This window comes from Polymorphospora sp. A560, from assembly GCF_045781765.1.
Lineage (GTDB): Bacteria > Actinomycetota > Actinomycetes > Mycobacteriales > Micromonosporaceae > Polymorphospora > Polymorphospora lycopeni.
Genome location: NZ_CP122282.1, coordinates 8,029,065 through 8,054,543, shown reverse-complemented (window position 1 = coordinate 8,054,543; position 25,479 = coordinate 8,029,065). Strand labels below are relative to the sequence as shown.

At 70.8% G+C, this 25,479-nt stretch carries 22 protein-coding genes and 1 pseudogene; 2 read left to right on the top strand and 21 right to left on the bottom strand.

Going from position 1 to position 25,479, the window contains the following annotated elements; genetic code table 11:
• Positions 1-4: 4 nt before the first annotated feature.
• Positions 5-1,234: an arginine deiminase gene (locus QCD66_RS36265; protein ID WP_375734303.1), complete on the top strand. Its 1,230-nt coding sequence runs from the start codon at positions 5-7 to the stop codon at positions 1,232-1,234.
• Between the two features lie 56 nt (positions 1,235-1,290).
• On the opposite strand, the gene QCD66_RS36260 is transcribed toward QCD66_RS36265, so the two are convergent.
• From QCD66_RS36260 to QCD66_RS36160, 21 genes and pseudogenes are all read right to left on the bottom strand, one after another.
• Positions 1,291-2,175: a DUF5926 family protein gene (locus QCD66_RS36260; RefSeq protein WP_357535024.1), complete on the bottom strand. Its 885-nt coding sequence runs from the start codon at positions 2,173-2,175 to the stop codon at positions 1,291-1,293.
• 61 nt (positions 2,176-2,236) lie between these two features.
• On the bottom strand, positions 2,237-2,641 hold the full coding sequence (locus QCD66_RS36255; RefSeq protein ID WP_357535249.1) for an ATP-binding protein: 405 nt from the start codon (positions 2,639-2,641) through the stop codon (positions 2,237-2,239).
• A gap of 48 nt (positions 2,642-2,689) precedes the next feature.
• Entirely contained in the window at positions 2,690-4,174 is a 1,485-nt protein-coding gene (locus QCD66_RS36250; protein WP_364213413.1) for an ATP-binding protein, read from the bottom strand.
• A 45-nt stretch (positions 4,175-4,219) separates the two neighbouring features.
• Entirely contained in the window at positions 4,220-5,017 is a 798-nt protein-coding gene (locus QCD66_RS36245; RefSeq protein ID WP_375734285.1) for a glycerophosphodiester phosphodiesterase, read from the bottom strand.
• Positions 5,014-5,349: a rhodanese-like domain-containing protein gene (locus tag QCD66_RS36240; protein ID WP_357535018.1), complete on the bottom strand. Its 336-nt coding sequence runs from the start codon at positions 5,347-5,349 to the stop codon at positions 5,014-5,016. Before QCD66_RS36240 ends, QCD66_RS36245 begins: the two co-directional genes overlap by 4 nt.
• A gap of 47 nt (positions 5,350-5,396) precedes the next feature.
• The gene (locus tag QCD66_RS36235; RefSeq protein ID WP_375734302.1) at positions 5,397-6,341 is read right to left on the bottom strand and encodes an LCP family protein; all 945 of its coding nucleotides are present in this window, start codon (positions 6,339-6,341) and stop codon (positions 5,397-5,399) included.
• A gap of 247 nt (positions 6,342-6,588) precedes the next feature.
• Entirely contained in the window at positions 6,589-7,650 is a 1,062-nt protein-coding gene (locus QCD66_RS36230; RefSeq protein WP_375734284.1) for an LCP family protein, read from the bottom strand.
• Between the two features lie 312 nt (positions 7,651-7,962).
• Positions 7,963-9,192 carry an LCP family protein gene (locus QCD66_RS36225; protein ID WP_375734283.1) on the bottom strand — a complete coding sequence of 410 codons (1,230 nt, stop codon included), beginning with the start codon at positions 9,190-9,192 and terminating at the stop codon, positions 7,963-7,965.
• A gap of 83 nt (positions 9,193-9,275) precedes the next feature.
• Positions 9,276-10,253 (bottom strand): NAD-dependent epimerase/dehydratase family protein, encoded by a 978-nt coding sequence (locus QCD66_RS36220; RefSeq protein WP_364213428.1) that lies wholly within the window; start codon positions 10,251-10,253, stop codon positions 9,276-9,278.
• A gap of 106 nt (positions 10,254-10,359) precedes the next feature.
• On the bottom strand, positions 10,360-12,057 hold the full coding sequence (locus tag QCD66_RS36215) for a cation acetate symporter (protein ID WP_364213619.1): 1,698 nt from the start codon (positions 12,055-12,057) through the stop codon (positions 10,360-10,362).
• Between the two features lie 8 nt (positions 12,058-12,065).
• Positions 12,066-12,416, bottom strand: a complete 351-nt coding sequence (locus QCD66_RS36210; RefSeq protein ID WP_364213431.1) for a DUF485 domain-containing protein — start codon at positions 12,414-12,416, stop codon at positions 12,066-12,068.
• A gap of 177 nt (positions 12,417-12,593) precedes the next feature.
• Positions 12,594-13,130 (bottom strand): annotated as a pseudogene (locus QCD66_RS36205) (flavin reductase family protein); the annotation flags it as partial.
• Between the two features lie 3 nt (positions 13,131-13,133).
• Positions 13,134-14,807 carry an ABC transporter permease gene (locus tag QCD66_RS36200; RefSeq protein WP_375734300.1) on the bottom strand — a complete coding sequence of 558 codons (1,674 nt, stop codon included), beginning with the start codon at positions 14,805-14,807 and terminating at the stop codon, positions 13,134-13,136.
• Between the two features lie 50 nt (positions 14,808-14,857).
• Positions 14,858-15,616 carry an ABC transporter ATP-binding protein gene (locus QCD66_RS36195; RefSeq protein WP_364213437.1) on the bottom strand — a complete coding sequence of 253 codons (759 nt, stop codon included), beginning with the start codon at positions 15,614-15,616 and terminating at the stop codon, positions 14,858-14,860.
• A gap of 99 nt (positions 15,617-15,715) precedes the next feature.
• On the bottom strand, positions 15,716-17,353 hold the full coding sequence (locus QCD66_RS36190) for a cation acetate symporter (RefSeq protein WP_375734282.1): 1,638 nt from the start codon (positions 17,351-17,353) through the stop codon (positions 15,716-15,718).
• Positions 17,354-17,704, bottom strand: a complete 351-nt coding sequence (locus QCD66_RS36185; RefSeq protein ID WP_364213442.1) for a hypothetical protein — start codon at positions 17,702-17,704, stop codon at positions 17,354-17,356.
• 309 nt (positions 17,705-18,013) lie between these two features.
• Complete coding sequence (locus tag QCD66_RS36180; RefSeq protein ID WP_375734281.1) at positions 18,014-19,021, bottom strand: 1-aminocyclopropane-1-carboxylate deaminase/D-cysteine desulfhydrase; 1,008 nt, start codon at positions 19,019-19,021, stop codon at positions 18,014-18,016.
• Between the two features lie 3 nt (positions 19,022-19,024).
• Positions 19,025-19,780 (bottom strand): LytTR family DNA-binding domain-containing protein, encoded by a 756-nt coding sequence (locus QCD66_RS36175; protein ID WP_357534998.1) that lies wholly within the window; start codon positions 19,778-19,780, stop codon positions 19,025-19,027.
• Positions 19,781-19,850: 70 nt separating this feature from the next.
• The gene (locus QCD66_RS36170; protein WP_357534996.1) at positions 19,851-21,068 is read right to left on the bottom strand and encodes a histidine kinase; all 1,218 of its coding nucleotides are present in this window, start codon (positions 21,066-21,068) and stop codon (positions 19,851-19,853) included.
• A gap of 398 nt (positions 21,069-21,466) precedes the next feature.
• On the bottom strand, positions 21,467-22,978 hold the full coding sequence (locus tag QCD66_RS36165; RefSeq protein ID WP_364213622.1) for a sugar transferase: 1,512 nt from the start codon (positions 22,976-22,978) through the stop codon (positions 21,467-21,469).
• 318 nt (positions 22,979-23,296) lie between these two features.
• On the bottom strand, positions 23,297-24,157 hold the full coding sequence (locus QCD66_RS36160; protein WP_375734280.1) for an Fpg/Nei family DNA glycosylase: 861 nt from the start codon (positions 24,155-24,157) through the stop codon (positions 23,297-23,299).
• Between the two features lie 59 nt (positions 24,158-24,216).
• Here QCD66_RS36160 and QCD66_RS36155 point away from each other — a divergent pair, with 59 nt between their 5' ends.
• Positions 24,217-25,401, top strand: coding sequence for a glycosyltransferase family 4 protein (locus tag QCD66_RS36155; protein ID WP_375734279.1), 1,185 nt, complete (start codon positions 24,217-24,219; stop codon positions 25,399-25,401).
• Positions 25,402-25,479 lie beyond the last annotated feature (78 nt).

Here is a 25,479-nt window from a genome sequence, read left to right as displayed (position 1 = left end):
TGCCATTGTGACCCATTACGTCGACAGTGAGGTCGGACGGCTGAGCACCGTCCTGTTGCACCGGCCCGGCCGAGAACTCGCCCGGCTGACCCCACGAAACAACGATGACCTGCTGTTTGATGCCATCCCGTGGGTTGGTCGCGCCCAAGAGGAGCACGACATCTTCGCGGCGGCCCTTCGCGACCGCGGCGTAGAAGTGCTCTATGTCGCAGATTTGCTTGCTGAGACACTGGCCGTGCCGGCGGCCCGATCTGAGCTGACCGAGATGATACTCGCCGACCGCAGGCTAGGCGATACCCTGAGTCGAAGAGTTTCCGACCATCTCGCATACCTCGATCCCGCCGGACTGGCCGACATCCTCATCGCCGGACTCGCCCGGCACGAGCTGCGGACCAGCTGGGACCGACTGGGCGGCCTCGTCCACACCCTGATGGACGAACACGACTTCGTGATCGACCCGCTCCCCAACCTGCTGTTCACCCGCGACTCGTCGGTCTGGATCCGCGACCACGCCGCGGTGACCAGCCTGGCCATGCCGGCCCGGCGCCGGGAGACCACCCTGCTCGACGCCATCTACCGGCACCACCCGCGATTCGGCGGGACCCGGTTCGCGTACGGGCCGGACCTCGAACCGCTCGAAGGCGGCGACCTGCTGCTCCTCGGTCCCGGCGTGATCGCCATCGGCACCGGCGAGCGGACCACGCCCGCCGGCGCCGAACGGCTGGCCCGCCGGGTCTTCGGTGCCGGCCTGGCGCACACCATCCTGGTTGTGCCGATCGCGCAGGAGCGGGCCACCATGCACCTCGACACGGTCTGTACGATGGTCGACGTCGATGCCGTCCTGATGTATCCCAACATCGCCGACACCCTGCTCGCCTACACGGTGATCTCCGGGCCGGACGGCGAGCCACAGGTGGACGGCCCGGCACCCTTCCTACGGGCCGCCGCCGACGCCATGGACATCGACACCCTGCGCGTGATCGACACCGGGCTCGACCCGGTCACCGCCGAACGCGAGCAGTGGGACGACGGCAACAACACCCTGGCGATCGCCGCCCGGCTGTGCGTGGCGTACGAGCGCAACATCGAAACCAACGGGCAGCTCGAACGGGCCGGAATCGAGGTCATCCGGATCCCCGGCTCGGAGCTGGGCTCCGGCCGGGGTGGTCCGCGATGCATGTCCTGCCCGATCGTCCGCTCACCGCTCGCCCTGCCGGCCGTCGCCGCCGGGTGAGCGGCCGGGCTCGCGCCGGGTGAGCGGCTGGGCTCGCGCCGGCTGGGCGGCCGGGCTCAGCGCAGGGTGAGCTGGCGACCGAGCAGTCCCTGCCGGGCCCGTCGCGCCGCCGCGTCCAGCGGTTCGGTGTCGGCGAGTGCCTCCGCGTACCGCTTCGCGAACTCGGCCAGCGGCGCCTCCCACTCGGCGGCCTCGGGCGCGCCGGGGATGTCCCACACCGGCACGAGCAGGCCGTGTGCCCGGAACATCCCGGCGAACTTCGTCCCGTCGCCGAGTAGCAGCTCACCCGCCGCGGCGAGCCGCGACAGCGCCGCCAACGCGGCATCCTCCTGGTCCGGCAGCACCCAACGGACGTGCCCCTTGTCCGGCACCCGGCACCAGTACGCGGCCGGTGCGGCCGCGAGCCGTACGGTCGGGTAGATCGAGGCGTTCGCCCGCTCCAGGGATGCCTTGACGTTCGAGTCGTCGGCCGCGTCTTCGTCGAGCCAGAACTCGAAACCGTCGTGCATCGTCACGTCGAGCGGACCGTCGACGAGGACGTCCTGCAACCGTGGACCCTCACCGGGCAGGGCGGGCACCGACACGGTGCCACCGGGCGCGGTCTGCAGCGCGCACAGGATCGCCACGGCCAGGTCTCGGGAGACGTCGCCGGACTGCACGTGGCGCTGGAGGCCGATGAAGATCCGGCCGTCGGGCTTGGTCATCGCGGGCCAGGCCATCGGCAGCACCGTGGCCAGCGTGACCGGGCGGTCACCGAAGCGCTCCACCAGGTCGGGGGCGAGCGTCAGCGGAGCCGACGCCGCAGGCACCAGCTCCCGCAGGGCGATCCACTCGGCCTCGTCGGCGAGGCCCTCGAACGGTCGGGGGACGAAGATGTCACGTACCTTTTCGCGCTTCGGCGCTTGGTCGGCGGACCGGGGGTTCTTTCGACGCTTACTCACGGCGAAACAGCCTAGGCCCCGGCGGCGTCCCGTGGGACGCGTACCGGGTAAATGGCCGCCGCTACGACAGCTCCGCCCACACGCTCTGCCCCAGCCCGTCGCGCTCCACACCCCAGCGGCCGGACAGCGCCGCCACGATGCACAGGCCACGGCCGTCGAGCGACTCCGGGCCGACCGTACGCAGCGTCGGCGGTGCCTGCGCGCCGCCGTCGGTGACCCGTACCTCGACGATGTCGGCGTCGACCCCGGGCCGCAGCCGCCACGACACCCGGACGACCCCGCCCGGCAGCGGGTCGGCGTGCCGTACGGCGTTTCCGACCAACTCGGCGACCACGGCGACGGCATCGGAGAGCAGCTCCGGCGGTACGACGTCGGAGAGTTCCGCCGCGAGCCGGTGCCGGGCGATGCGGGCTCCCCCGGTGTGGTGAGGGACGACCACGCACCAGGATCGTTCGGCCAACGCCATGGACACGATCGTGCCTCCTCGGACATTCCGGCGGCGGGCCGCGCCGTCTCATCCGCGGGGCAGCCGCACCTCTGCGACCGTACCGCCCCCGTCGCGCGGACGCAGGGAGACCCAGCCGTTCTGTCGCTCGACGATCCGCCGTACCAGGAAGAGTCCGAGACCGGCGCCGGGGTAACGCCGCCGGTCGCCCGATTCGCCCTGCCAGAAGCGGTCGAACGCGCGCTCCACGTGATCGGGACGTACCCCGATGCCGCGGTCGCTAACCCGGAACACGACGGTCCGTCGGTCGGCCTCGGCGGTCAGCTCGATCAGGGTGTCGGGTGGCGAGTACTTGTCGGCGTTGGTCGCCAGTTCGGTGAGCACCGTGGCCAGGCTGGCCCGGTCGCCGAACGCCTTGGGCAGGTCACCGGGCAGGTCGACGACCAGCCGTCGGCGCAGGTCCGCCGGCAGGTCCAGGGCCGCCGCCCGCAGCGCCTCGACCAGGTCGAACGGTACGGGCGGGGCGTCGCCGACCGGGCCGATGTCGTCGGCCGCCGACAGGAGCCGGTCGAGCAGGCGGGCCAACTCGTCGGCACGCTGCCCGATGACCCGGGCCGCCTGCCTGCGGTCGGGGTCGGTCAGCGAGTCCCAGTGGTTGCACAGCGTGTCGGCGTACCCCTTGATGACGGTGACCGGAGTTCGCAGCTCGTGGCTGGTGACCGCGACGAACAGGTCGTGGTCGCGCCGGTGCTGGTCGGTGATGTCGCGGAACGTCACCACCCGCGACGAGATCGCGCCGGGCAGGTCGCCGGAGGTGATCGTCAACCACCGACCGTCCGGCAGCTTGTGGTCGACCACCTGCCCTGCCGGCGGCAGCGGGAACGGTGCCGGGCGGTTGAGGATCTGCGCCGCCGGATGCCCGGTCACCTGCTCGGCCGCCGGGTTCCACAGCCGGACGTAGCCGTCCCGGTCGACGATCGCCAGGCCGTCGGCGAGCGCCGCCACCACCGGGCCGTCACCGTGGATCGGCAGCCCGGCCTGGTCGCCGTACATGTGGGCGGCGCAGGCGGCGAGGTAGGCGAGCAGGGCGTGGTGCTCGGCGGAGTCGGCCGGATCGCCGTACGCGTGCCGGGTGCGGCCGGCGGGCGGGTCGGCGTAGTAGGCGTGGAGGCTGCCGACCACCAGTCCGCCGACCTCGGCCCGGGCCGAGATCACCCGGTGCAGCCCGTGCCCGGCGAGCTGGTGCGCCAGGTCACCGGGGAGTTCGCCGATCAGGGCCTCGTCGGTGCGAGGGCCGTGCATCAGCCGCGCCGCCGCCGGACCGGTGCGGTCGACCGGCCGGCCGAGCGCCCAACCGACCCCGCCGGTGGCCGCGATGATCCGTCCGCTGTCCGGCCGGTATTCCACGAACGCCATGCCGCCCGCGCCGAGGGCCCGCTCGGCGACCCGGAGCAGGTGGGTGAGGACGGGAATCCCTGCCTCGCCGGAGTTGGTCATCTCGATGACGACGGTCTGGCCGGCGATCAGAGCGGCGTAGTCGGGGCGCTCCGGCATGCCCCGAGTCTGCCAACTCCCGCGTGTTTTGGGCAGTCCTGGCACTCAACGTCCGAGCCGCTGGAGGACCAGAGCCGGCCGATCGGTGATGATCCCGTCCACCCCGTGGCCGATTACCAGGTCGAGGTCGTCCGGCTCGTTCACCGTCCACACGAAGACCCGGTTGCCGGCGGCCCGCAGCTTCGGTACGAGCTGCGGCCGGGCCCGGACCAGGCCGATGCCCGGCCCGGCGATCCGGGCGCCGAACGGCAGCCGGCCGACCCGCAACCCGGGCGGCAGCATCTCCAGCAGCAGCGCCGTCGGCAGTCCCGGCGCGAGTTCGCGCATCCGCCGGACGGCCAGCGGCGAGAACGACATCACGGTGACCTGGACCGGATGGTCCGGGGCGGGGTCGAGCAGTCCCCAGGCCCGCAGTGTCGCCACCAGGGTGCGTTCGACGGTCGCGCCCCGCCGGGACGGGTGTTTGGTCTCGATCAGCAGTCGCACCGGGCGTCCGGCGTCGTGCAACGCGTCGAGCAGCCGGTCGAGGGTGAGCAGCCGGGTCCGGGACGGGTCGGCGGGTATGTCCGTGACCCGGTCGTCGGAGAGCGCGGCGGTGTGCCAGGAGCCGAAGTCCAGTTCGTCGAGTTCGGCGAGCGTACGGGCACTGACCCGGCCGGTGCCGTTGCTGGTGCGGTCCAGCCGCCGGTCGTGCACGCAGACGAGGTGCCCGTCGCGGGTGAGCCGTACGTCGCACTCGACCCCGTCGGCACCCTCTTCGATCGCGCGCAGGTAGGCCGCGAGGGTGTGCTCCGGCAGCAGCGCCGAGGAGCCCCGGTGGGCGAAGACCAGCGGTCCGTTCACAGCACGCGGGCCGGCTGCCCGTCCGTGCTGACGACCGGGCGGCCGGCGGCGGCCCAGTCGTGCATGCCGCCCGCGACGTTGCGTACGTTGTCCCACCCGTTGCTCATCAGATAGCCGACGACCTGGCCCGACCGCCCGCCGGAGCGGCAGATCACGACCACGTCGCCTTCGGTGGGCACCTCGGAGAGCCGGGCCGGGATCTCCATCATCGGGATGTGGTGGGCCCCGGGCGCGTGCCCGGCCGACCACTCGTCGGGCTCGCGTACGTCGAGCACGTAGGCGTCGTCGGCGATCTGGGGCACGCTCACGGAGGGGATCTGGCGTCCGAACACGGCTACCAAGCTTAGGGCGTGCTCCTTCGACGTGCCGCCGGCCGGTCCTACAGCCGATTCACCCAGTTCGGATTGCGGGTCGTCCAGTCCCGCATCCCGGCCTGCCGCAGGGCGCCGAAGAGGGAGTCGGCGGCCGGGTCGAGCATCGAGTACGACGATCCGGCCACGTCCTGCGCGTGCGCCGGCATCTGCACCCCGAGCAGCGTCTCCGGGCGCAGGCCGCGCAACGCGAACGCCAGGTCCTCGACCGGTACCCCGCCGGTGTCGACCGTGAACGAGGCGCCGACCGCCCGGATGAGCTGGTCGAGCTTGACGGGCTGGGTGACCAGACCGCCCAGGTCGACCTTCTGCAGTATCGCCTTCAGCAGTTGCTGCTGGTGGCGCTGCCGGTCGTAGTCCCCGTTCGGCAGGTCGTAGCGCTGGCGTACGTAGTCGAGGGCCCGCGCGCCGTCCATCTGCTGGCAGCCGGTGGTGAACAGGTGGCCGGTGTGGATCGACCGCACCTCGCTGTCGACGCACATCTCGACCCCGCCGATCAGGTCGATGACCCGGCGGAACCCGGAGAAGTCGAGGATGGCGGCACCGTCGAACCGGACGCCGGTGAACAGGGTGACCGTGGCCGAGAGCAGTTTGGCCCCGCTGGCGCCGGCGTTGCCGAACTGGAAGGCGGCGTTGATCCGGTCGGTGCCGCCGGAGTAGCCGGCGGCCGGGTCGGCCGGGATCTGGACGAGCAGGTCGCGGGGGACCGAGACGAGGTAGGCCCGGTCCAGCCCGGCCGGGACGTGGACGATGAGGATCGAGTCGGCGCGCTGGCCGGCATCCGGGTTGGAGGCGCGCAGGTCGGAGCCGATGAGCAGGTAGTTGAGCGGGCCGGTGACGCCGTTCCGGTCGCCCCGGGCGTCGGGGGCGAGGAGTTGGTCGGTCGTCACCGAGCCGCCGTACCGGTCGGTGAGGCTGCGCAGCCCGGTCAGCCCCGCCGCGGCGACGACCAGCAGCACCAGGCCCAGGGTGATCAGGGCGCGGGTCCAGCGTGGGGCGGGTGGCCGGGGCGCTTCCGCGTCGTCCCGGGGCCGTACGGCCAGCGTGCCGCCCCGCTCGGTGCCGGTCGGGCGGTTCCGGTCCGGGTCCGCCCGTTCGGATCTGGACGTGACGCCTCCCTACGCATGGCGTGAACCCTTCTCACGTCAGCGTAGGGAGGACTTGCCTGAGTTGATGGTGTTTTGCCGACCTTGGGTGGTGCTACGACTTGTTGTTCGCCATCACGGTCGGGTTGTTCATGACGAACTCGGCGAGCCGGTCGTTCTTGACCGCCTCGAACATCTCGAGACTGATCGGCTGGAGCGCCTCGCGGCCGGAGTTGTTGCCGTTGAAGGTGCCCCCGTTGGTGCGCAGCATCACCATGTCGTTGGCCGCGACGCCCCGCAGGGTGAAGACGAAGTCGGCGACCGGCGTGCCGGCGGTGTCCAGGACGAACGCCTCACCGGCCGCCTTCATCAACTCGTTGATCTTCATCGGGTTGGTCATGGCCCCGCTGTCGACGGCCTTCTTGGCGATCGCCTTGACCAGTTGCTGCTGGTTTTTCTGGCGGTCGTAGTCGCCGTTGTCCAGGCCGTAGCGCTGCCGGGAGTAGTCCAGCGCCTCCCAGCCCTTCATCTCCCGGCAGCCCTTCTTGTAGACCACCGGGTTCAGCTTCTCGCCCGAGTGCCGCTCCTTGTCGGAGATGTAGACCGGGTAGCCGTCCCGCTCCCGGGTCAGCATGTGGATCGACTCGACCTCCTGGTCGACGCACATCCGCACACTGCCGAGCGCGTCGATGATGCCCTTGAAGCCGCTGAAGTCGATGATCGCGGCGCCGTTGAAGGTGATGCCGCTGAAGTTCTTGATGGTCTGGGCGACCAACTGGGCCCCACCGGACCACTCGCCACCGTTCTGGGCGCCCGCGTGGAACATGTCGGTGATCTTCCCGACCCCGCCCTGGAAGCCGCTCTTCGGGAACGCCGGGGCGGTCACCTCCGTGTCCCGGGGGATGGAGATCAGGTATGCCTGGTCGTGGGTGGCGGGGATGTGCAGGATGATGATGGTGTCGGCCCGGGTGTCGTTCTTGTCCCAGCCCTTCCTGAGGTCGACACCGAGCAGCAGCATGTTGATCGGCCCGTCAAGGTCGTTGCCGCCCTGGTCGTTCGTGCCGGCGATGCCCAGCAGGTCGTCCTGTGCGATGTTGCTGGTCGCCTGGTCGATGATGACCTTGGTGCCGACGATGGCCCCTCCGCTGACCATCATCAGGAACGCGCCCGCGATCACCAGTAGCCGCGACCAGAGCGGATCCTTGCGTTTGGTGCGTTTCGCCGGCTTCGAATGGCTCCGTGCGGTGGCCGAACGGCTGGGCGGGGGTGCCGAACGGGCCGATCGGGTCCGTCTGGGGGTCTCGACGGGCATTGGTACTCCAGGGGCGGGACGATGGGCCGACGTCACTGTACGGACACCGATCCGTTCTCGCGAGCCCCCATCCTGTTTCGATTTTGTGACCAATACTGGTCGGTAGCCTCCGCGACGCCGCCGGGGCGGCCGGGCACCCGCCCGCTCCGCCCCGCCGTACCCGGCTTGACCAGGCGATCAGCCGCCGTTGTCGGCCGACGGCGACGGTTCGGCGTTCGCCCGCACCCAGTCGGCCATCTTGTCGGCCGCCATCGCCTTGTACATCGCGAGCGCCTTCTCCCGGTCCGAGACGACCACCGACTCGCCGTTGATGGTCTCGCTGCCGTTGTGCGGGCTGGTCATGAAGCGCAGGTTGTCGCCCCGCAGGTTGCGGAACTTGACCGCCATGTCGACCAGCGAGAACCCCTCGTCGACGGTGACCGCGGCGGTCGTGGCCTTGAGGAAGTCGTTCATCTTCTTCGGGTTGGTCAGCGTGCCGGTGCTCACCGCCTTGTCCATCAGCGCCCGCAGGAACTCCTGCTGGTGGCGCATCCGGGCGAAGTCACCGTCCGGGAACTGCTTGCGCTGGCGGATCCAGTCGAGCGCCTCGGTGCCGTTCATGTGGTTCGTACCCTTGCTGAACTTGCGGTACGGCTTGTGGATCGAGGTGGTGTCCTGCTCGACGTACAGTTCCACCCCGCCGAGAGCGTCGGTGACCTCCTTGAACCCACCGAAGTCGACGGCCATGACGTGGTCCATCCGGATGTCGGTGAAGCACTCCACCGTGTGTACGGCGAGTGGCAGGCCGCCCCACGCGAACGCCGCGTTGATCTTCGACCGCTGTCCCGAACCGCAGGGCGCGCCCGCGTTCTCCGGAATCGGCACGTAGAGGTCGCGCGGGATGGAGACCAGGTACGCCTCGTCGTGCGAGGCCGGGATGTGCATGATGATCACCGTGTCGGCGCGCCACTCGCCGGGCTGGTCCAGCGGGGCATCCGGATCACGGGAGTCGGTGCCGACCAGGAGGATGTTGAGCGCCCCGGTGACCGACTCGGGTCGTCCACCGGTGATGTCCGAGAACGCGTCGGTGCGGTCCAGGTCGCTTTCCAGGCTGCTCGCGTACACCCACATGCCGCCGGCGCCCAGCAGGCTGAGCACCAGCACCGCGAGCCCGGCCACCAGGGCGATCCGGCCCCACCTGGGACGTGGCCCGCGCCGGCCCGACCGGACCGCTCCGCCGGACCGGCCGTAGGGCGGGCGAGGCCCGCCGCCGGACCCACCGCCCGACGCGGGGTGGCCCGGCTGCCGAGCGCCGGCTTGACCGCCGACCCGGGCACGGCCGGAAATCCGGCCCGAACCGCCGGAGCCGGCCTGAGGGATCGAAGACCGGCGGTATGAGCCATCGTGGGGAGACGTCCTGGCTGCCATGCTTTTCAGAGTACGGACAGATGCGAAAAGCGCAGTTCAGGCACGACGATGGCGGCACGAAGTCGGGATCGCCCCTCCCCCGATCAGTTCAGGTGAGCGCTGAAGTGGGCGATCGTGCGGCGCAGGCCATCCTCGGGCGGCACCGACGGGGTATAGCCGAGCCGCTCCCGGGCCAGGGTCAGATCGGGGCGACGCATCTCCGGGTCGTCGGCGGTCCGGGTGAGGTAGGTGACGGTCGACGTGCTGCCGGTCAGTGACACGATCAGCTCCGCCAGGTCGCGCATCGTCACCTCGTGTTCGGTGCCGCAGTTGACCGGACCGGTCTCGGACGAGTCGAGCAGCAGCAGGATGCCCTTGACCAGGTCGTCGACGTAGCAGATGGACCGGGTCTGGGTGCCGGTGCCGTGCACCGTGATCGGCTCGCCGCGCAGCGCCTGGGTGATGAACGTCGGGATGGCCCGGCCGTCGTCGGGCCGCATCCGGGGACCGTACGTGTTGAAGATCCGTACGATGCCGACGTCGGCGCCCCGGTAGCGGTGGTAGGCCATCGTCGTGGCCTCGGCGAACCGCTTGGCCTCGTCGTAGACGCTGCGGATGCCGACCGGGTTGACGTTGCCCCAGTACGACTCCGGCTGCGGGTGGACCAGCGGGTCGCCGTACGCCTCGGACGTCGACGCCATGATGAACCTGGCACCGTCGGTGACCGCCCGTTCGAGCAGGTGGATGGTGGCCAGCGAACCCACCCGCAGGATCTCGACCGGCAGGGTGGCGAAATCCTTCGGACTCGCCGGCGACGCCATGTGCATGATGGCGTCGAACCGCTCGGCCACGGCCGGGTGGTGCACCGGCAGACCGTCCGAAACATCCGCCTCCACCAGCGTGAACAGCGGGTTTTCGGCCAGGTGGGCAACGTTGTTCTTGGATCCGGTCACGAAGTTGTCGATCGCGACGACGGTGCAGCCCCGGGCCAGCAGCGCATCGACGAGATGCGACGGCATGAAGCCCGCACCGCCGGTGACGAGGATTCGCTGACCTTTTCCATAACGTTGAGCTACCACCATGCCGTCAGCCTACTTGTCGCGATCGGGCCCGGCATGAGGTGAGTGGACCTCGGCGCCCGACCCGCCGGTGCCGGGTGGGTGTCGACCCACCCGGCACCGGTCGCGGTCAGTGCGCGCCGTGTCCGGTCAGCGACCTGACCTCCAGTTCGGCGTACTTGTCCTCGTCGCGTTCCTTGGAGATCACCGTCCCGATCCAGCCGGCGAGGAAGCCGAGCGGGATCGAGATGATGCCCGGGTTGGACAGCGGGAACCACTGCCAGTCCGCGTCGGGGAACATCGACGACGGGGCACCGGAGACCACCGGGGAGAAGAAGACCAGCACCACCGCGGCGAGCAGGCCGCCGTAGATCGACCAGACCGCGCCCGAGGTGTTGAACCGTTTCCAGAACAGGCTGTAGAGGATCGCCGGCAGGTTGCCGGAGGCGGCGACCGCGAAGGCCAGCGCCACCAGGAACGCCACGTTGAGGTTCTGCGCGAAGATCGACAACACGATGGAGACCGCGCCGATCACGAAGGCGGAGATCCGGGCCACCCGTACCTCCTGGCGCTCCGACGCCTCGCCCCGCTTGAGCACGTTGGCGTAGAAGTCGTGGGCCAGGCTGGACGACGAGGCCAGGGTCAGGCCGGCCACCACCGCCAGGATGGTGGCGAACGCGACCGCGGCGATCACCGCGAGCATCGCCGCGCCGCCGAGTTCGCCGCCGAAGAAGTCGACGCCGAGGGCCTGGGCGAGCTGTGGTGCCGCGGTGTTTCCGGCCGCGTCCTGGGTGGTGATCGCCTCGCCGCCGACCAGGGCCGCCGCGCCGAAGCCCAGGGCCAGGGTGAACAGGTAGAAGGTGCCGATGATGCCGATCGCCCACAGCACGCTCTTGCGGGCCGCCTTGGCCGTCGGCACCGTGTAGAAGCGGATCAGGATGTGTGGCAGGCCGGCGGTGCCGAGCACCAGCGCGATGCCCAGCGACAGCAGGTCCATCTTGTTGTAGAAGGTCTGTGTCGCGTTGCCGGCGACCTCGACGCCGTATCTCAGCCCGGGTTCGAGGAACGCGTTGCCTTTGCCGGAGGTGGCCGCCGCGTCGCCGAGCAGCGCCGACAGGTTGAACTTGTAGTGCGCCAGCACCAGCACCGTCATGATCAGCGCGCCGCCCATCAGCAGGAACGCCTTGACGATCTGCACGTAGGTGGTGCCCTTCATGCCGCCGACCGTCACGTAGATGATCATCAGGGCGCCGACCAGGATGATGGTGGCGACCTTGGCGGTGTCGGCGTCCATGCCGAGGAACGTCGTGCCGGGCCGGATGCCGAGCAGCAGCGCCACCAGGGCGCCCGCGCCGACCATCTGGGCCAGCAGGTAGAAGATCGACACGGTGATCGTGGAGACGGCGGCGGCGGTACGCACCGGACGCTGCCGCATCCGGAACGCCAGCACGTCGGCCATCGTGTATCGGCCCGAGTTCCGGAGCAGCTCCGCCACCAGCAGCAGGGCCACCAGCCAGGCGACGAGGAAGCCGATCGAGTAGAGGAAGCCGTCGTAGCCGTACAGGGCGATCATGCCGGCGATGCCGAGGAACGACGCCGCCGACATGTAGTCGCCGCCGATCGCCATCCCGTTCTGGAAGCCGGAGAACGACCGGCCACCGGCGTAGAAGTCGGTGGCGGTCTTGGTCTGCCGGCTGGCCCAGAGCGTGATGCCCAGCGTCACCGCGACGAACACCAGGAACAGCGTGATGGTCAGGGTCCGGGCCGTGCTGTTGCCGGCCTCGGCGGCGAGGTTGCGTACGCCGTCGACGACGCCGTCGAGCGTCAGGTTGCCGCTCACCGCTTGTCACCCTTCCCTTCGAGGTCGGCGTGGATCCGTTCGGCGATCGGGTCCACCTTCCGGGCGGCGTACCGGGAGTACAGCCAGGCGATCAGGAACGTGGTGACGAACTGGAGCAGGCCGAAGAGAAGGGCGATGTTGATGTTGCCGAACAGTTTGGTGCCCATGAAGTCCCGCGCGTACGCGGAGAGGATCACGTAGAGCGCGTACCAGAGGAAGAACGCGACGGTCATCGGGAAGATGAAGCCGCGCAACGCCTTGCGTAGCCCGGCGAACTCGTCCGACCGCTGCACGACGACGTATCGGTCCGGCGTGGACGTGGTCGGCGCGGGTGTATCCGTACTCATGCGGGTCACCACCTTTGTGCAGGACGTGAGTGGGTCCTGCGCACCGTAGGGAGGTGTACCCATCGACGGGAAGCTGTGATCCTCGTCATTGCGACCGGGTGCGCCGAACGGGCGATTGGCTGCGCCGAGTGACCCCGGTCACGTCGCCGAACGGCGGAGAAGACGCTGATCGCGGGATCAGGTGCGGTAGCGGCCCCGGTGGTGGATCAATGGTCCCGGGTCGTCGTCACCCAGTTCGACGTGCTCGATCGTCGCCTCGACCAGCAGCGCCCAGCCGTACTCGCGGGCGCCGTCGAGGCGGCACCCGGCCCAGCCGCCGGCGTCGGCCGGCACCGGGCCGTAGTCGGTCTCCGTCCAGTCGTGCCCCCTGAAGAGGCCGCCGGGTGCCGGCATCAGGCCGGCGAAGCGGTCGGCGAGCTGCCGGTGGGCCGGCCCGAGCGGTGCGACGGCGAAGCGCCCGGCGGCGGACACCGCCGCCCACAGGTCGGACTCGTCGTCGACCAGACCGAGCAGCCGGCCCGGTTCGCCGTCGGCGACCAGCGTGGACGACACGGTCAGGCCCGCCGGTCCGGGCGCCGTCCACAGCGTCACGGCCGCCGCCAGCCGGCCCCGCAACCGGCGTACGGGCGACCGCTCGTGGGCCGGCGCGGCGAACGGGTCGGTGTGGTGGATACGTCCACCCGGCTCCGGATGATTCACGTGAAACATTGTCCCCGGCTAGCGGCGCGGGGTGACGGTCTGCAACAGCTCCGGCATCCGGCGGTCGAGGATGTCGCCGGTGATGTACGTGCCCAGCGCCACCGCGCCGTAGCCGTAGCCGATGCCGACCGGAAGCGCCAGCCACAGCCAGAAGTCGGGCAGCAGCGCCGTGGCGATGATCATCGGCAGGCCCAGGGCGGCCGATCCCACCATCGCCACCAGGCTGAGCATGCTCTTGGCCACGCCGGCACCGGTGTTGATCGCGAACGGGTTCGACGTCTCCGGCAGCGCGTACGCGGCGGCCACCGACATGACCAGGTTGACCGCCAGTCCGGTGCCGTACGCGGCGGCGACGGTGCCACCGATCATCCCGATCCAGCCCGGCTCGCCGAGCAGGAGGCCGAAGCCGACCGTGACCAGGGCCAGGAACGGCACGATGTACAGCGAGAACGCCGCCACCCGGGCCTGGAGTTCCACCCGGCCGGGTACCCCAGCGACGACGTTGGCCGCGTACGCGCTCCCGTCGAAGCCGAACTGGTTGGCCAGGGTGACCGCGGCGAGTATGCCGACGAAGAGCATCGACAGGGCGACGGTCGTCGGCGAGGCGGTCAGGCCGGAGACGTCGCCGTTGAATTCGAACGAGGTGAAGTTGATCATCACCGGGACGAAGATGCCGACGATCGCCAGCGTGATCAGGTTGGCCCGGCGACGGGCGTCCCGCCACCAGTAGCGCGCCTCGCGGGCGACCAGCGCACCGAACCGGGAACGCGGCACCCAGCGCAGGCTCGCCGGGAAGAGTTGGTCGACGGCCTGCCCGGGCTCGCCCTTCGCGGCCCGGGCCGGACCGCCGCTGACCGCGCCGACCATCGCCGACTCCAGCGACCGCGACCACCACCAGAGCAGCAGCGACAGGGTCGCCGCGAGCAGCGCGAGCTTGACCGGTACGGCCCACAGTCGCCCGTCCGCGACGTCCAGGCCCATCGTGTACGGGGCACCGAACGGCGTCCACCCGATGATCTCCGCAGCACTGCTGAACCGGCGCCAGTCGGTGTTCTCCGCCGCGCCGAGCACGGCGATCTGCAACGGGCCGAGCAGCGCCGCGAGGACGGCCAGCAGCACGGCTGCCAGATCGCGGACCCGCCGCGACCGCAGCATCGTGGCGAAGGCGCTGGTCACCGCCCGGCTCACCGCGACGCACAGGAAAAGCCCGGCGACCACGCCGACCGCGGCGACGAGCGCGGCGAACCAGCCGCCGTGCAGCCCCGCCGACACGATCAGCCCGGACGTGGCGATCAGCAGGGCCAGCGCCGGCACGCCCACCAGGGCGGCCATGAACAGGCCACCGACCAGGGTCCGCCGGGGCAGCGGCAGCAGCGCGAACCGGGCCGGGTCGAGCGTCTCGTCGACGCCGAAGAAGACCAACGGCAACAACAGCCAGCCGAGCACCAGGGCACCGCCACCGAACGCCGCCGCCAGGCGGGCGATGCCGATGTCGTCGGCCACCCCGGTGACCGCGAAGAGCAGGAATCCCATGGCCGCGAAGAACAGCCCGACCAGGCCGCCGCCGACGAACAGGCCGATCCGCCAGGCCTGGCCACGGAAGTTGTTGGCCATCACCCGCAGCTTGAGCCGTACGAACAACCCGGGCGTGACCGGCCGGACACCCTGCCGGGCCGGTGCGGTCACCGCCACCGGCTCACCGACGCCCGCCGGCCCAGGACCGACGGGGCCGCCGGTGGCGGTCACAGCCATGCCAGTTCCGCACCGGTCGCGGTCCGTCCGCCGACCACCTCGACGAACACCTCCTCCAGCGAACGGTCGCCGCGCACCTCGGCGAGGGTTCCCACCCGCTTGATCGCCCCGTCGGCGAGGATCGCCACGTGGCTGCAGAGCCGCTCGACGACCTCCATCACGTGGCTGGAGAAGATCACCGTGCCGCCGCCGGCCACGTAGCGCTGGAGGATGTCGCGGATCAGGGCGGCGGAGACCGGGTCGACCGCCTCGAACGGCTCGTCGAGCACGAGCAGGCGAGGGCCGTGCAGCAGCGCGCAGGCCAGGCCGATCTTCTTCTTCATCCCCGCCGAATAGTCGACGACGAGCGTGTTTCCGGCGTCGCCGAGGGCGAGCACGTCGAGCAGTTCGTGCGCCCGCTGGTCGACCACCTGCGGGTCCATGCCGCGCAACAAGCCGTTGTACGCGAGCAGTTCGGCGCCGTTGAGCCGGTCGAAGAGACGTACGCCGTCGGGCATCACGCCGAGCAGTCGCTTCGCCTCGGTCGTGCTGCCCCACACGTCGTGGCCGAGCACCCACGCCCGTCCGTGGTCGGGGCGGAGCAGGCCGACCGCCATCGACAGGGTGGTCGTCTTGCCCGCGCCGTTCGGGCCGAGCAGCCCGTAGAAGGAACCGGCCGGAACGTCGAGGTCGACGCCGCGTACGGCGATCTTCGTCTCGAACCGTTTGGCCAGCCCGCGCAGGGCGAGTGCGGCGTGCTCACCAGTCATGAGACGACGTTATCCCGTACCCGTGAGACGCGCTCCGGCCCACGGGGGATCTTCCACTCCTCCTCGGGAAGGACCTGCCCCGGCGCGGGTTCCGGGAGGTCAGAGACGCAGCGACTCGGGCGCGTGCAGCCGGAGCATGGTCGCGCCGACGTCGAGCGGCGTACGGCGCCGGGTGGCGAGCGACACCAGCACCATCACGGCGAACGCGAGCGGCACCGTCCAGGCCGCCGGATGCGCGACCAGGGTCGCCGGCCAGCCGTCCAGCGGCGGACCGGCGACCGTGATCAGGGCAGCCACCACCGCCGCGCCGCCACCGGCGACGATCCCGGCCGCGGCGCCCGCGTCGGTCAGCCGCCGCCACCAGATGCCCAACACCAGAAGCGGGCAGAAACTGGACGCGGCCACCGCGAACGCCAACCCGACCACCTGCGAGACGTCGAGTCCGGCCACGTTGATCGCGAGCACCAGCGGCACCAGACCGGCGATCAGCGTGGCGAGCCGGAAGTCGCGTACCGAACCCCGGCCGAGCACGTCGGTCGAGATCACCCCGGCGACGCTGGTCAGCAGCCCGGACGAGGTCGACAGGAACGCGGCGAACGCCCCGGCGGCCACCAGCGCGGCCAGCAGTTGGCCGGTCAGCCCGTCGCCGAGCGCGGCGCCGGGCAGCAGTAGCACCGTCGCGTCGGTCTGGCCCGTCATCACCAACTGCGGGGTGTAGACCCGGCCGAGCACGCCGTACAGGGTGGGGAAGAGATAGAACAGCCCGACGAGCGCCAGCACCACCAGCGTCGTCCGGCGGGCGGCGGCCCCGTCCGGGTTGGTGTAGAAGCGGACGAGTACGTGCGGAAGCCCCATCGTGCCCAGAAACGTCGCCAGGATCAGTGAATAGGTGGCGAACAGCCCGCCACCCTCCTGCGTCGGATCGCCGGGCAGCAGCCAGTCCAACCCGTCCGGCACCCCTGCCACCTGCGGCACCGGATCACCGGCGGCGAACGACAGCTTGTCGCCGGGGCGTACCCGGATGGTGGTGCCGTCGCCGAGGGTGAGGGTCGCGGACTGCTCCACCACGACGGCGGTCGCGGTCCGGAACGCCGGACCGTCCGGCGGGGTGATCGCCGGCCGCCCGTCGGCCTGCCACTGCAGGACCAGGAAGATCGCGGGTACGGCGAGCGCGGTGAGCTTCAGCCAGTACTGGAACGCCTGCACGAAGGTGATCGCCCGCATCCCGCCCAGCGCCACGTTCGCGGTGACGACCGCGCCGACCAGCACCGCCCCCAGCTCGTACGGGCTGCCGGTCACCGTGCTCAGGGTCAGGCCGGCGCCCTGCAACTGCGGTACGAGGTAGAGCCAGCCGATGAAGATCACGAAGACGGTGGCCAGCTTGCGCAGCCGACGCGAACCGAGCCGCACCTCGCAGAAGTCGGGCAGGGTGAAGGCGCCCGAGCGGCGCAACGGCCCGGCCACGAAGAGCAGCAGGGCCAGGTAGCCGGCGGCGAACCCGACCGGATACCAGAGCATGTCGACACCCTCGGCGAGGATCATGCCGGCGACCCCGAGGAACGACGCCGCCGACAGGTATTCGCCGCCGATCGCCGACGCGTTCCAGGTCGGGCTGACCGTACGCGAGGCGACCAGGAAGTCCGACGTCGTCCGGGCCAGCCGTAGGCCGTAGAAGCCGATCGCGGCGGTGACCAGGGTGACCGCGACGATGCCCGGAACGATGTACGGGTTGTCCACTCAGCGCTCCGGGCGCCGGACCACGGCGGTGAAGTCCTGCTCGTTGCGTTCGGCCAGATGGACGTACGTCCACCCGACCGCGACCAGGAACGGGAAGGAACCCAGCCCGAGCAGCAGCCACGGCAGGTCGACGCCGAGAACCCGCACGTCACTGACCGTAGGCGCGACCGCGAACAGCAACGGCAGGGCGCCGAGACCGATCGCGACGACCAGGCAGAGCCGCAGGGCGAGGGCGAGTTGGGCCCGGACCAGACCGCGTACGAGGGCCTCGCCGACCTGGGTCTGCTCGGTCAGTTCACTGCGGGTGCGGTCGTGGTCGGCCGGTCGGCGGGTGACGTCGGCGAGCACCACCCTGGTTCGCTGCGGGGGTGTGCGCGGCTGTGGTTGCCGGTCCGGGGCCGGGCGTTGGTCCGGGGCCGGGCGTTGGTTCGTGGCCGGCCGAGGTTCCGGGGCCGGGGCGGGTGGTGGGTTCGTAGCCGGGACCGGGGCTCGGGGTGGGGGCGGGTCGGCGGGGGCCTCCATGCCGGCAGTCTGGCCGGCTGCGGCGGAAAGTCAAGACGGGCTGTTATCCACAAGGTGGACAGCTCTGTGCACAAGCTGTGGATAACTCAGATGGCCTGTGGATAACTTGTGTGTCGTGCGGGCTGTGGATCGCGCTCGTCACGGCTCGGCCGGACCGGTCACCACGGCCACGATCGTCGTACCCGGCGCGAACCGTCCCGCCCCGATCATCGTGAACAGGCCGGCGAGCATCTTCCCGACGTAGATCCGGTCGAGCCGGACGCCGTGCCGGACCTCGAAGTCGGCGACGAACGCATCGAGTTCGGGAGTGGTGCGGGCGAACCCACCGAAGTGGAAGTCGGTTTCCACAGCCCAGTCGACGCCTGGTTCGGCTGCCGCCGCCCGGTGTGGCTCGGTCGGCGGGGCGGCCGGGTCGAGCAGGGCGGCGACCTCGACGGTCAGGAACGTGCCGCCCTTCAACGCCGCGAAGCCGATCGCCCGGGTCCGGGGCCGGGCCGGGTTGGCGGCTTCGGCCGGGTGGGCGTGACCGGCTGGGCCGGCGGCTTCGGTTGGTCTGGCGGGCAGGGCCGAGATGATGCCGGCCAGGGTGCCTCCGGTGCCGACCGGGCAGCAGATCACGTCGAACGGCTCGGCGATCTCGGCCACCAACTCGGCGCAGCCGGGCAGCGCGAGCCGGTTGCTGCCGCCCTCGGGAATCAGGAAGAAGTCGCCGAACCTGCGACGCAGCGCGGCGACGACCTCCGGGGACGCCTTCCGCCGCCAGGTCGTCCGGTCCAGGTAGGTCAGCGTCATCCCCAACTCGCTGGCCCGCGACAGCGACCAGTTCAGCGGGACATGCTCTTCGCCGCGAACCACCCCGATCGTGGCGAACCCGCAGGCCCGTCCCGCCGCCGCGACCGCCCGCAGATGGTTCGAATAGGCGCCGCCGAACGTCAGCAACGTCCGGTGCCCACCCCGGCCGGCCGCGACCAGGTTGTGCTTCAGCTTGCGCCACTTGTTGCCCGGCACCACCGGGCTGAGCAGGTCGTCGCGCTTGAGCAGCAGCCGTACGCCGTGCCGGTCCACCCGGTCGTCCACCAGCCGGACCAGCGGCGACGGCAGGCGTACGCCGAGCAGTTCGGCCGCTGTCGCACCGATATCACCCACCGGTCAGCGGTTCCAGTCCTGCTTCGCCGCCCGTACCAGTTTGTCCTTCAGCTCCCGGGTGTGCCGGCGGCTGACCGGCAGTTCGGTGCCGTCGATGACCACCACATAGCCGGTGTTGGCCAGCCGCAACTCGGCGATCAGCCGCAACTGCACCAGGAAGGAGCGGTGGATCCGGACGAAACCGGCATCGGCCCACCGGTCGGCGAGAGTGGCCAGCGACACCCGTACGAGATGGGAGGCATCGGCGGTGTGCAGCCGGGCATAGTCGCCCTGCGCCTCCACCCAGCGCACCGCCGAGCGGGGCAGCATCCGGGTGGTCCCCGCCAACTCCACCGGAATCGTCGGATCGTCCTCCGCCCGCGCCAGCGCCGCCGGATGCGACGGCACCACCCGTGAGTTGACCACCCGCCGCAACGACTCCGCCAACCGCTCCGCCCGCACCGGCTTGCGTACGTAGTCGGTGACCCCGAGATCGAAGGCGTCCACCGCACCGTCGTCGTACGCGGTCACGAACACGATGGCCGGCGGCCGGGCGAACCGGTGCAGGATCCGGGCCAGCTCCATCCCGTCCAGCCCCGGCATCCGGATGTCGAGGAACACCACGTCGATGTCGTTGTCGCGCAGCACCCGCAGTGCCTCGGTCGCGTCGCCGGCCGTGTGCAGCCGGGCGACCCGGTGATCTGCCCGCAGCAGGTAGGCGAGTTCGTCCAGGGCCGGCGGCTCGTCGTCGACGGCCAGCACCCGCAGGAACGCGGTCACGGTGTTCTCTCGCCGCGCTCGGCGTCACCGTGCCGGGGACCGTGCCTGTCGGTTCCCTCGCTCCGCTCGGTCACGTGCTTGCCCGTACGTGGCGGTGGAACTTCGGCACCCGCATGCTCACTCTCGTACCCGCCCCTACACCCGTGTCGACCACCAGGCCGAACTGGTCGCCGAAGACCGCCCGCAGCCGCTCGTCGACGTTCGACAGCCCGACGTGCTGACCCGAGTCGTCGGCCGGGTCGACGACTCCCTCGGCGATCCGGGCGGCCAGCACGGCCGGATCCATGCCGACGCCGTCGTCCTCGACCGTGATGTGACACTCGGCGCCGGCGTCACGGGCCTCGATGCTCACCATACCGACGCCCGGCTTGCGCGACAGTCCGTGCCGGACGGCGTTCTCGACCAGCGGTTGCAGGCACAGGAACGGCAGCCCGACCGGCAGCACCTCCGGCGCGATCTGCAACCTGACCTGCAACCGGTCGCCGAACCTGGCCCGCTCGATCGTCAGGTAGCGGTCGATCGACCGCAGCTCCTCGGCCAGGGTGGTGAACTCGCCGTGGGCCCGGAACGAGTAGCGGGTGAAGTCGGCGAACTCCAGGATCAGCTCGCGGGCCCGTTCCGGATCGGTGCGTACGAACGAGGCGATCGCCGTCAGTGCGTTGTAGATGAAGTGCGGACTGATCTGCGCCCGGAGGGCCCGGACCTCGGCGCGGGCCAGCCGCTCCCGCGACGAGTCCAGTTCCGCCAGCGCCAACTGCGCCCCGGCCCAGCGTGCGGTCTCCAGCGTCGCCTGCACCAGCCCGGGTGCGGGCTCGCTGTCGGCGATCGACACCACGACCGCGGCCGCCTGGCCGTCCGGCCCGGTCATCGGCGCCACCACGGCGCCGCGTACGGGGCAGTCGACCCGGTCGCAGCGCAGCTCCCGCTGGCCGAGCACCGTCGACCGGTCGGTGTCCAGCGCCCGCCTGGCGGCCGCCACGAACTGCGCCGAGTGGTGCCCGCCCCGGCCGTCGATCGCCAGCACCTCCGCACCGTCGACCACCGCGAGTCCGGGTGCGCCGACCAGGGCCCGCAGGTGCCGTACGGCTTTGGCCGCGCCCGTCGGCCTGAGCCCGGTGCGCAGTGGCTCGGCGGCCAGGCCGGCGGTGTGCAGCACCTCGTACGTGGCCCGCTGGGTGGCGGTCGCGATGCCCCGCCGGGCGCGCAGTCGTACGACCGCGAACACCGCCCCGGCCAGCGCGCTGACCAGCGCCAGCACGGCAAGTACGGCGGACAGGTTGGCACCCACGCCGAAATCCTGTCGGTTCGCCCCCCGATCCGCCAGAGGCGAGCACCACCACCCACACCCCACGACACGCGGCAGGCACCCCGCAGCGCACGAAGGGCGAGTTGATCTGAGCGCAAACCACCTTATTCAGCGCCGGTTAGGTGGCTACTGCCCAGATCAACAACGGCCGTCCCAGATACGCCCCCCGACACTCGAGCCACGCGGGCCCGCCACCGATCGACGGAGCAATCGACGGACAGCCCTGAACCGCAACCCAGGTCGCGAGTCGACCGAGCGCCGCCGCACCGTCTGGAGCCCGAGGACATGCGGCGAAGCCGTCATGCCCGCAGGGTGAAGACGGTGCACTTAGGCGGCGCGAAGCGGAGCGAGCCGTCCGAGCGGAGCGAGGACCAACTAGTTCAGTACGCGCCCTTGCGGGCCACGACGACGCCGATGGTGCGCCAGAGGATGCTGAGGTCGTAGGCGAGGGACCAGTTGTCGACGTAGTAGAGGTCGAGGCGGACGGCTTCGTCCCAGGAGAGGTCGGAGCGTCCGGAGACCTGCCAGAGGCCGGTGATGCCGGGGCGAACCAGGAGCCGGCGGCGTACGTCGCCGAGGAAGTCGCCGTCGTCGGCGGGCAGGGGGCGCGGGCCGACGAGGGACATCTCGCCCCAGAGCACGTTGATCAACTGGGGTAGCTCGTCGAGCGAGCTGGCCCTCAGGAAGCGGCCGACGGGGAAGACCCGGGGATCCTTTCGGATCTTGAAGAGCATGCCGTCGGTCTCGTTCTGGTCGACCAGCGACGCGAGGCGGTCTTCGGCGTCGACGTACATGGTCCGGAATTTCCAGACCCGGAAGGTGCGGCCCTCGTGGCCGACGCGGGGTTGGCGGAAGAACACCGGGCCGGGGTCCGAGAGCCGGATCGCGATGGCGATGGCCATGAAGACGGGTACGAGCGCGATGAGGCCGACGGCGGCCGCGACTCGGTCGATCAGGTTCTTCACCAGCCAGGCGACGCCGGACAGGGTGGGTTCTTCGACGTGCAGCAGCGGCAGGCCCTCGATGGGGCGGATGTGCACCCGTGGGCCGGCGATGTCGGTGAGCTGTGGCGCCACGACGAGGTCGATGCCGGAGCCTTCGAGCTGCCAGGCGAGCCGGCGCAGCTCGCCGGGTTCGGAGCTGGCCGAGCCGCAGACCGCGATGGTGTCGCCGCCGACCTCACGGACGAGGGCGAGTACGTCGCGTCCGGCGTACACCGGGATCGGGGTCTGCATGCCACGGGCGGCGGCGTATCCGTCGGTGATGTGGATGGCGACGGGCACCAGCCCGGCGGCGGGGCTGCGGGTGACCGCGGTGTAGACCTCCAGGCACTCCGGCAGGGTGCCGACCAGCACCATCCGGTGGCCGGCCTGGCCGGCTCGTTTCCGGATGAGGTGCAGGACGAACCGGGCCTGGTAACGGGCCAGGAGGATCAGCACCATCGCGCCGACGAGGGCGGTGGCGACGGAGAGCCGGGAGAGGTCGGTCTTGGTGGCGAACGCGAGGAAGGAGACGCTGGCGGTGGCCGTGACCGCGGCCCGGATGACTCGTTTGAACTCGTCGGTGCCGAGCCCGAGATATCGGCGGTCGTACGCCCCGTTGCCCCACAGCACGATCAGCCAGCCGAGCGGCAGCAGAAGGTAGGTGACGGTGTGGAACCAGGTGGCGTCCTGGTCGGCGTCGGTGAAGCCGGCTGTCGCCTTCTCGAAGAGGCTGATCGAGATCCAGCTCGCGAGTACGGCGGCGGCGAAGTCGAGCAGGAGCAGCGCGACAGTGTAGGGACGGTGCCAGCGGGACGCCCGCCGACGCGAACGCGACCATGCGGACCGGGGCACGCCGTTGGGGGCCGGCGGCGGTGTCGGCTGGATCTCGAAGCTGTTGAGGTGGCGCACGGTGCTCCGGCCTATGTAGGTCACCGGGCGCTGGAGGCTGGTCGTCACCTCACCTACGTCCTCCCGTATGACACGTGCCGCCCGAAGCCACCGAGGTCCGGGTCGCCACCGCTCAAGTCTTGCATGGTGACCGTTCGTGGACGGTGACCCGGGAGACATTACGCCGGGCTGTCACACCGGCGTGGCCCCTGTGGTTTCGCCGCGGACTGACGCGCGGACCGGGTCACTATACCGATGGATGATGCCGTGGGAAGTCTCCGTTGTGCGTGGTTCATCGCTTCGCGGACGTTTCCCTCAGCGTGACAGCGCCGCTGTTACTTACCGCACAAGTCGGGACAACCTACGGTCAGCGAGTGGCTTGCCGCCGGTCTGGCAGGTGGGGCAGTACTGGAGGCTGGAGTCGGCGAAGGACACCTCCCGTACGGTGTCACCGCACACCGGGCACGGCAGTCCGGTGCGCGCGTGCACCTTGAGCCCGGAGCGTTTCTCGCCCTTGAGGGTCGCGGCCCGCTGCCCGACCGACCGGGTGACCGCGTCGGTGAGCACCTCGCGGGTGGCGCCGTGCAGGGTGGCCAGTTGCTCGTCGGTGAGCCGGCTGGAGATCGCGAACGGAGACAGTTTCGCCGCGTGCAGGATCTCGTCCGAGTAGGCGTTGCCGACTCCGGAGAGCACCGACTGGTCGGTGAGCACGCCCTTGATCTGGCCGCGCCGGCCGCGGACGCGGTCGCCGAAGGTGGCGAGGTCGGCGGCCAGCGCGTCCGGGCCGAGTTTCGCCACGCCGGGCACCTGGGCCGGATCGGTCACCAGGTAGGTGGCCAGCTTTTTCTGGGTGCCGGCCTCGGTCAGGTCGAAGCCGGAGCCGTCGTCGAGGCGTACCCGGACCGCGATCGGGCCCTTGCCCGGCTTGAGCGGGGCGGGTGAGGCGAACGAGTCACGGTAGTGGAGCCAGCCGGCCCGGGCCAGGTGCACGGCCAGATGCAGGTCGCCGTCGAGGACCACGTCGAGGAACTTGCCGTGCCGGGTGGCGCCGACCACGGTACGGCCGGCGGCCGCCGCCGGCGGTGGGTCGTACGTCTTCAGGGCGCTGATCGCCGCGATCTCGACCCGCTCGACACGCCGGCCGACAGCGCGCTCTCGCAGGTAGGCGCCGAGTGCTTCGACCTCGGGTAGTTCGGGCACGTCATCAAAGGTAGCCTCTGGCGCGACCGGGCAGGTGGAACAGACGGGTGGGTGGCGCGGTGAAGGTCGTGGTGGCGCACAACCGCTACCGGCAGGCGCAGCCGTCCGGCGAGAACATCATCGTCGACCTGGAGATCGACCAGTTGACGGCGGCCGGTGTCGAGGTGCTGCCGTTCCTGCGCAGCTCCGACGAGATCCCGTCGATGTCGAAGGCCGGCAAGGCGCTGCTGCCGCTCTCGCCGATCTACGCGCCGAAGGCGCAGCAGGACCTGACCCGGCTGATCACCGAGCATCGGCCGGACGTGCTGCACCTGCACAACCCGTACCCGTTGATCTCGCCCTGGATCGTGCGGACCGCGCACCGGCACGGCGTGCCGGTCGTGCAGACCGTGCACAACTACCGGCAGGTGTGCTCGTCGGGGCTCTACTTCCGGGACGGGAAGATCTGCCAGGACTGCCGCGGCAAGGCGTTCGGGCTGCCGGCGGTGGTGAACCGGTGCTACCGGGACTCACGGGCGCAGAGCGCCCTGATGGCCACGACGCTGGCGGTGCACCGGCCGACGTGGAAGTCGGTGGACCGCTACATCGCGTTGACCTCGGCGATCAAGGACCATCTGGTCGACTACGGGGTGCCGGCCGACCGGATCGTGGTCAAGCCGAACGCGATCCCCGACCCGGGACCGCCGGCTCCGCTCGGCGACGGGTTCCTGTTCCTCGGCCGGTTGTCGCCGGAGAAGGGGCTCGGGCTGCTGCTGGACGCGTGGCGGCGGCACCCCGACGGGGCACTGGGACCGCTGCGGATCGCCGGTGACGGCGAGTTGCGGTCGCTGGCCGAAGAGGTCGCGGCGAACCGGTCGGACGTCGAGTTCCTGGGGCCGCTCGACCGGGACGGCGTACGCCGGGCGCTGCGGGCCTCGGCGGTCGTGGTCGCCGCGTCGACCTGGCACGACGTGCTGCCGACGGTGGTGATTGAGGCGTTCGCGGCCGGCCGGCCGGTGTTGGGCACCGCGCTCGGCGGCATCCCCTACCTGCTCGGCGCCGACGGGTCCGGCGAGGTGCCGGCGGGGTGGGTGGTGCCGGCGGAGCCGGCGGCGATGTCGGCCGCGCTCGCGGTGGCCCGGGCCGGTGCGGCTGAACTGTCGGCGGTCGCCCGCTCCCGCTACGAACGCACCTTCCACCCCGACGTGGTCACCAAGCAACTGCTCGACGTGTACGGCAACATGTCCGCCCCGAGATCCGCGTGATCAGGGGTTGATTTGCGCGTGCCGTCGGCGGGTGGCGGCACGAACTCCCTGATCACGCGGATCTCGGGGCGCCCCAAC

Coding starts and splice junctions, on each gene's coding strand:
- QCD66_RS36255 (WP_357535249.1), bottom strand. CDS start 2,641: ATGGCGTTGGCCGAACGATCCTGGTGCGTGGTCGTCCCTCACCACACC.
- QCD66_RS36250 (WP_364213413.1), bottom strand. CDS start 4,174: ATGCCGGAGCGCCCCGACTACGCCGCTCTGATCGCCGGCCAGACCGTC.
- QCD66_RS36225 (WP_375734283.1), bottom strand. CDS start 9,192: ATGGCAGCCAGGACGTCTCCCCACGATGGCTCATACCGCCGGTCTTCG.
- QCD66_RS36220 (WP_364213428.1), bottom strand. CDS start 10,253: ATGGTGGTAGCTCAACGTTATGGAAAAGGTCAGCGAATCCTCGTCACC.
- QCD66_RS36210 (WP_364213431.1), bottom strand. CDS start 12,416: ATGAGTACGGATACACCCGCGCCGACCACGTCCACGCCGGACCGATAC.
- QCD66_RS36195 (WP_364213437.1), bottom strand. CDS start 15,616: ATGACTGGTGAGCACGCCGCACTCGCCCTGCGCGGGCTGGCCAAACGG.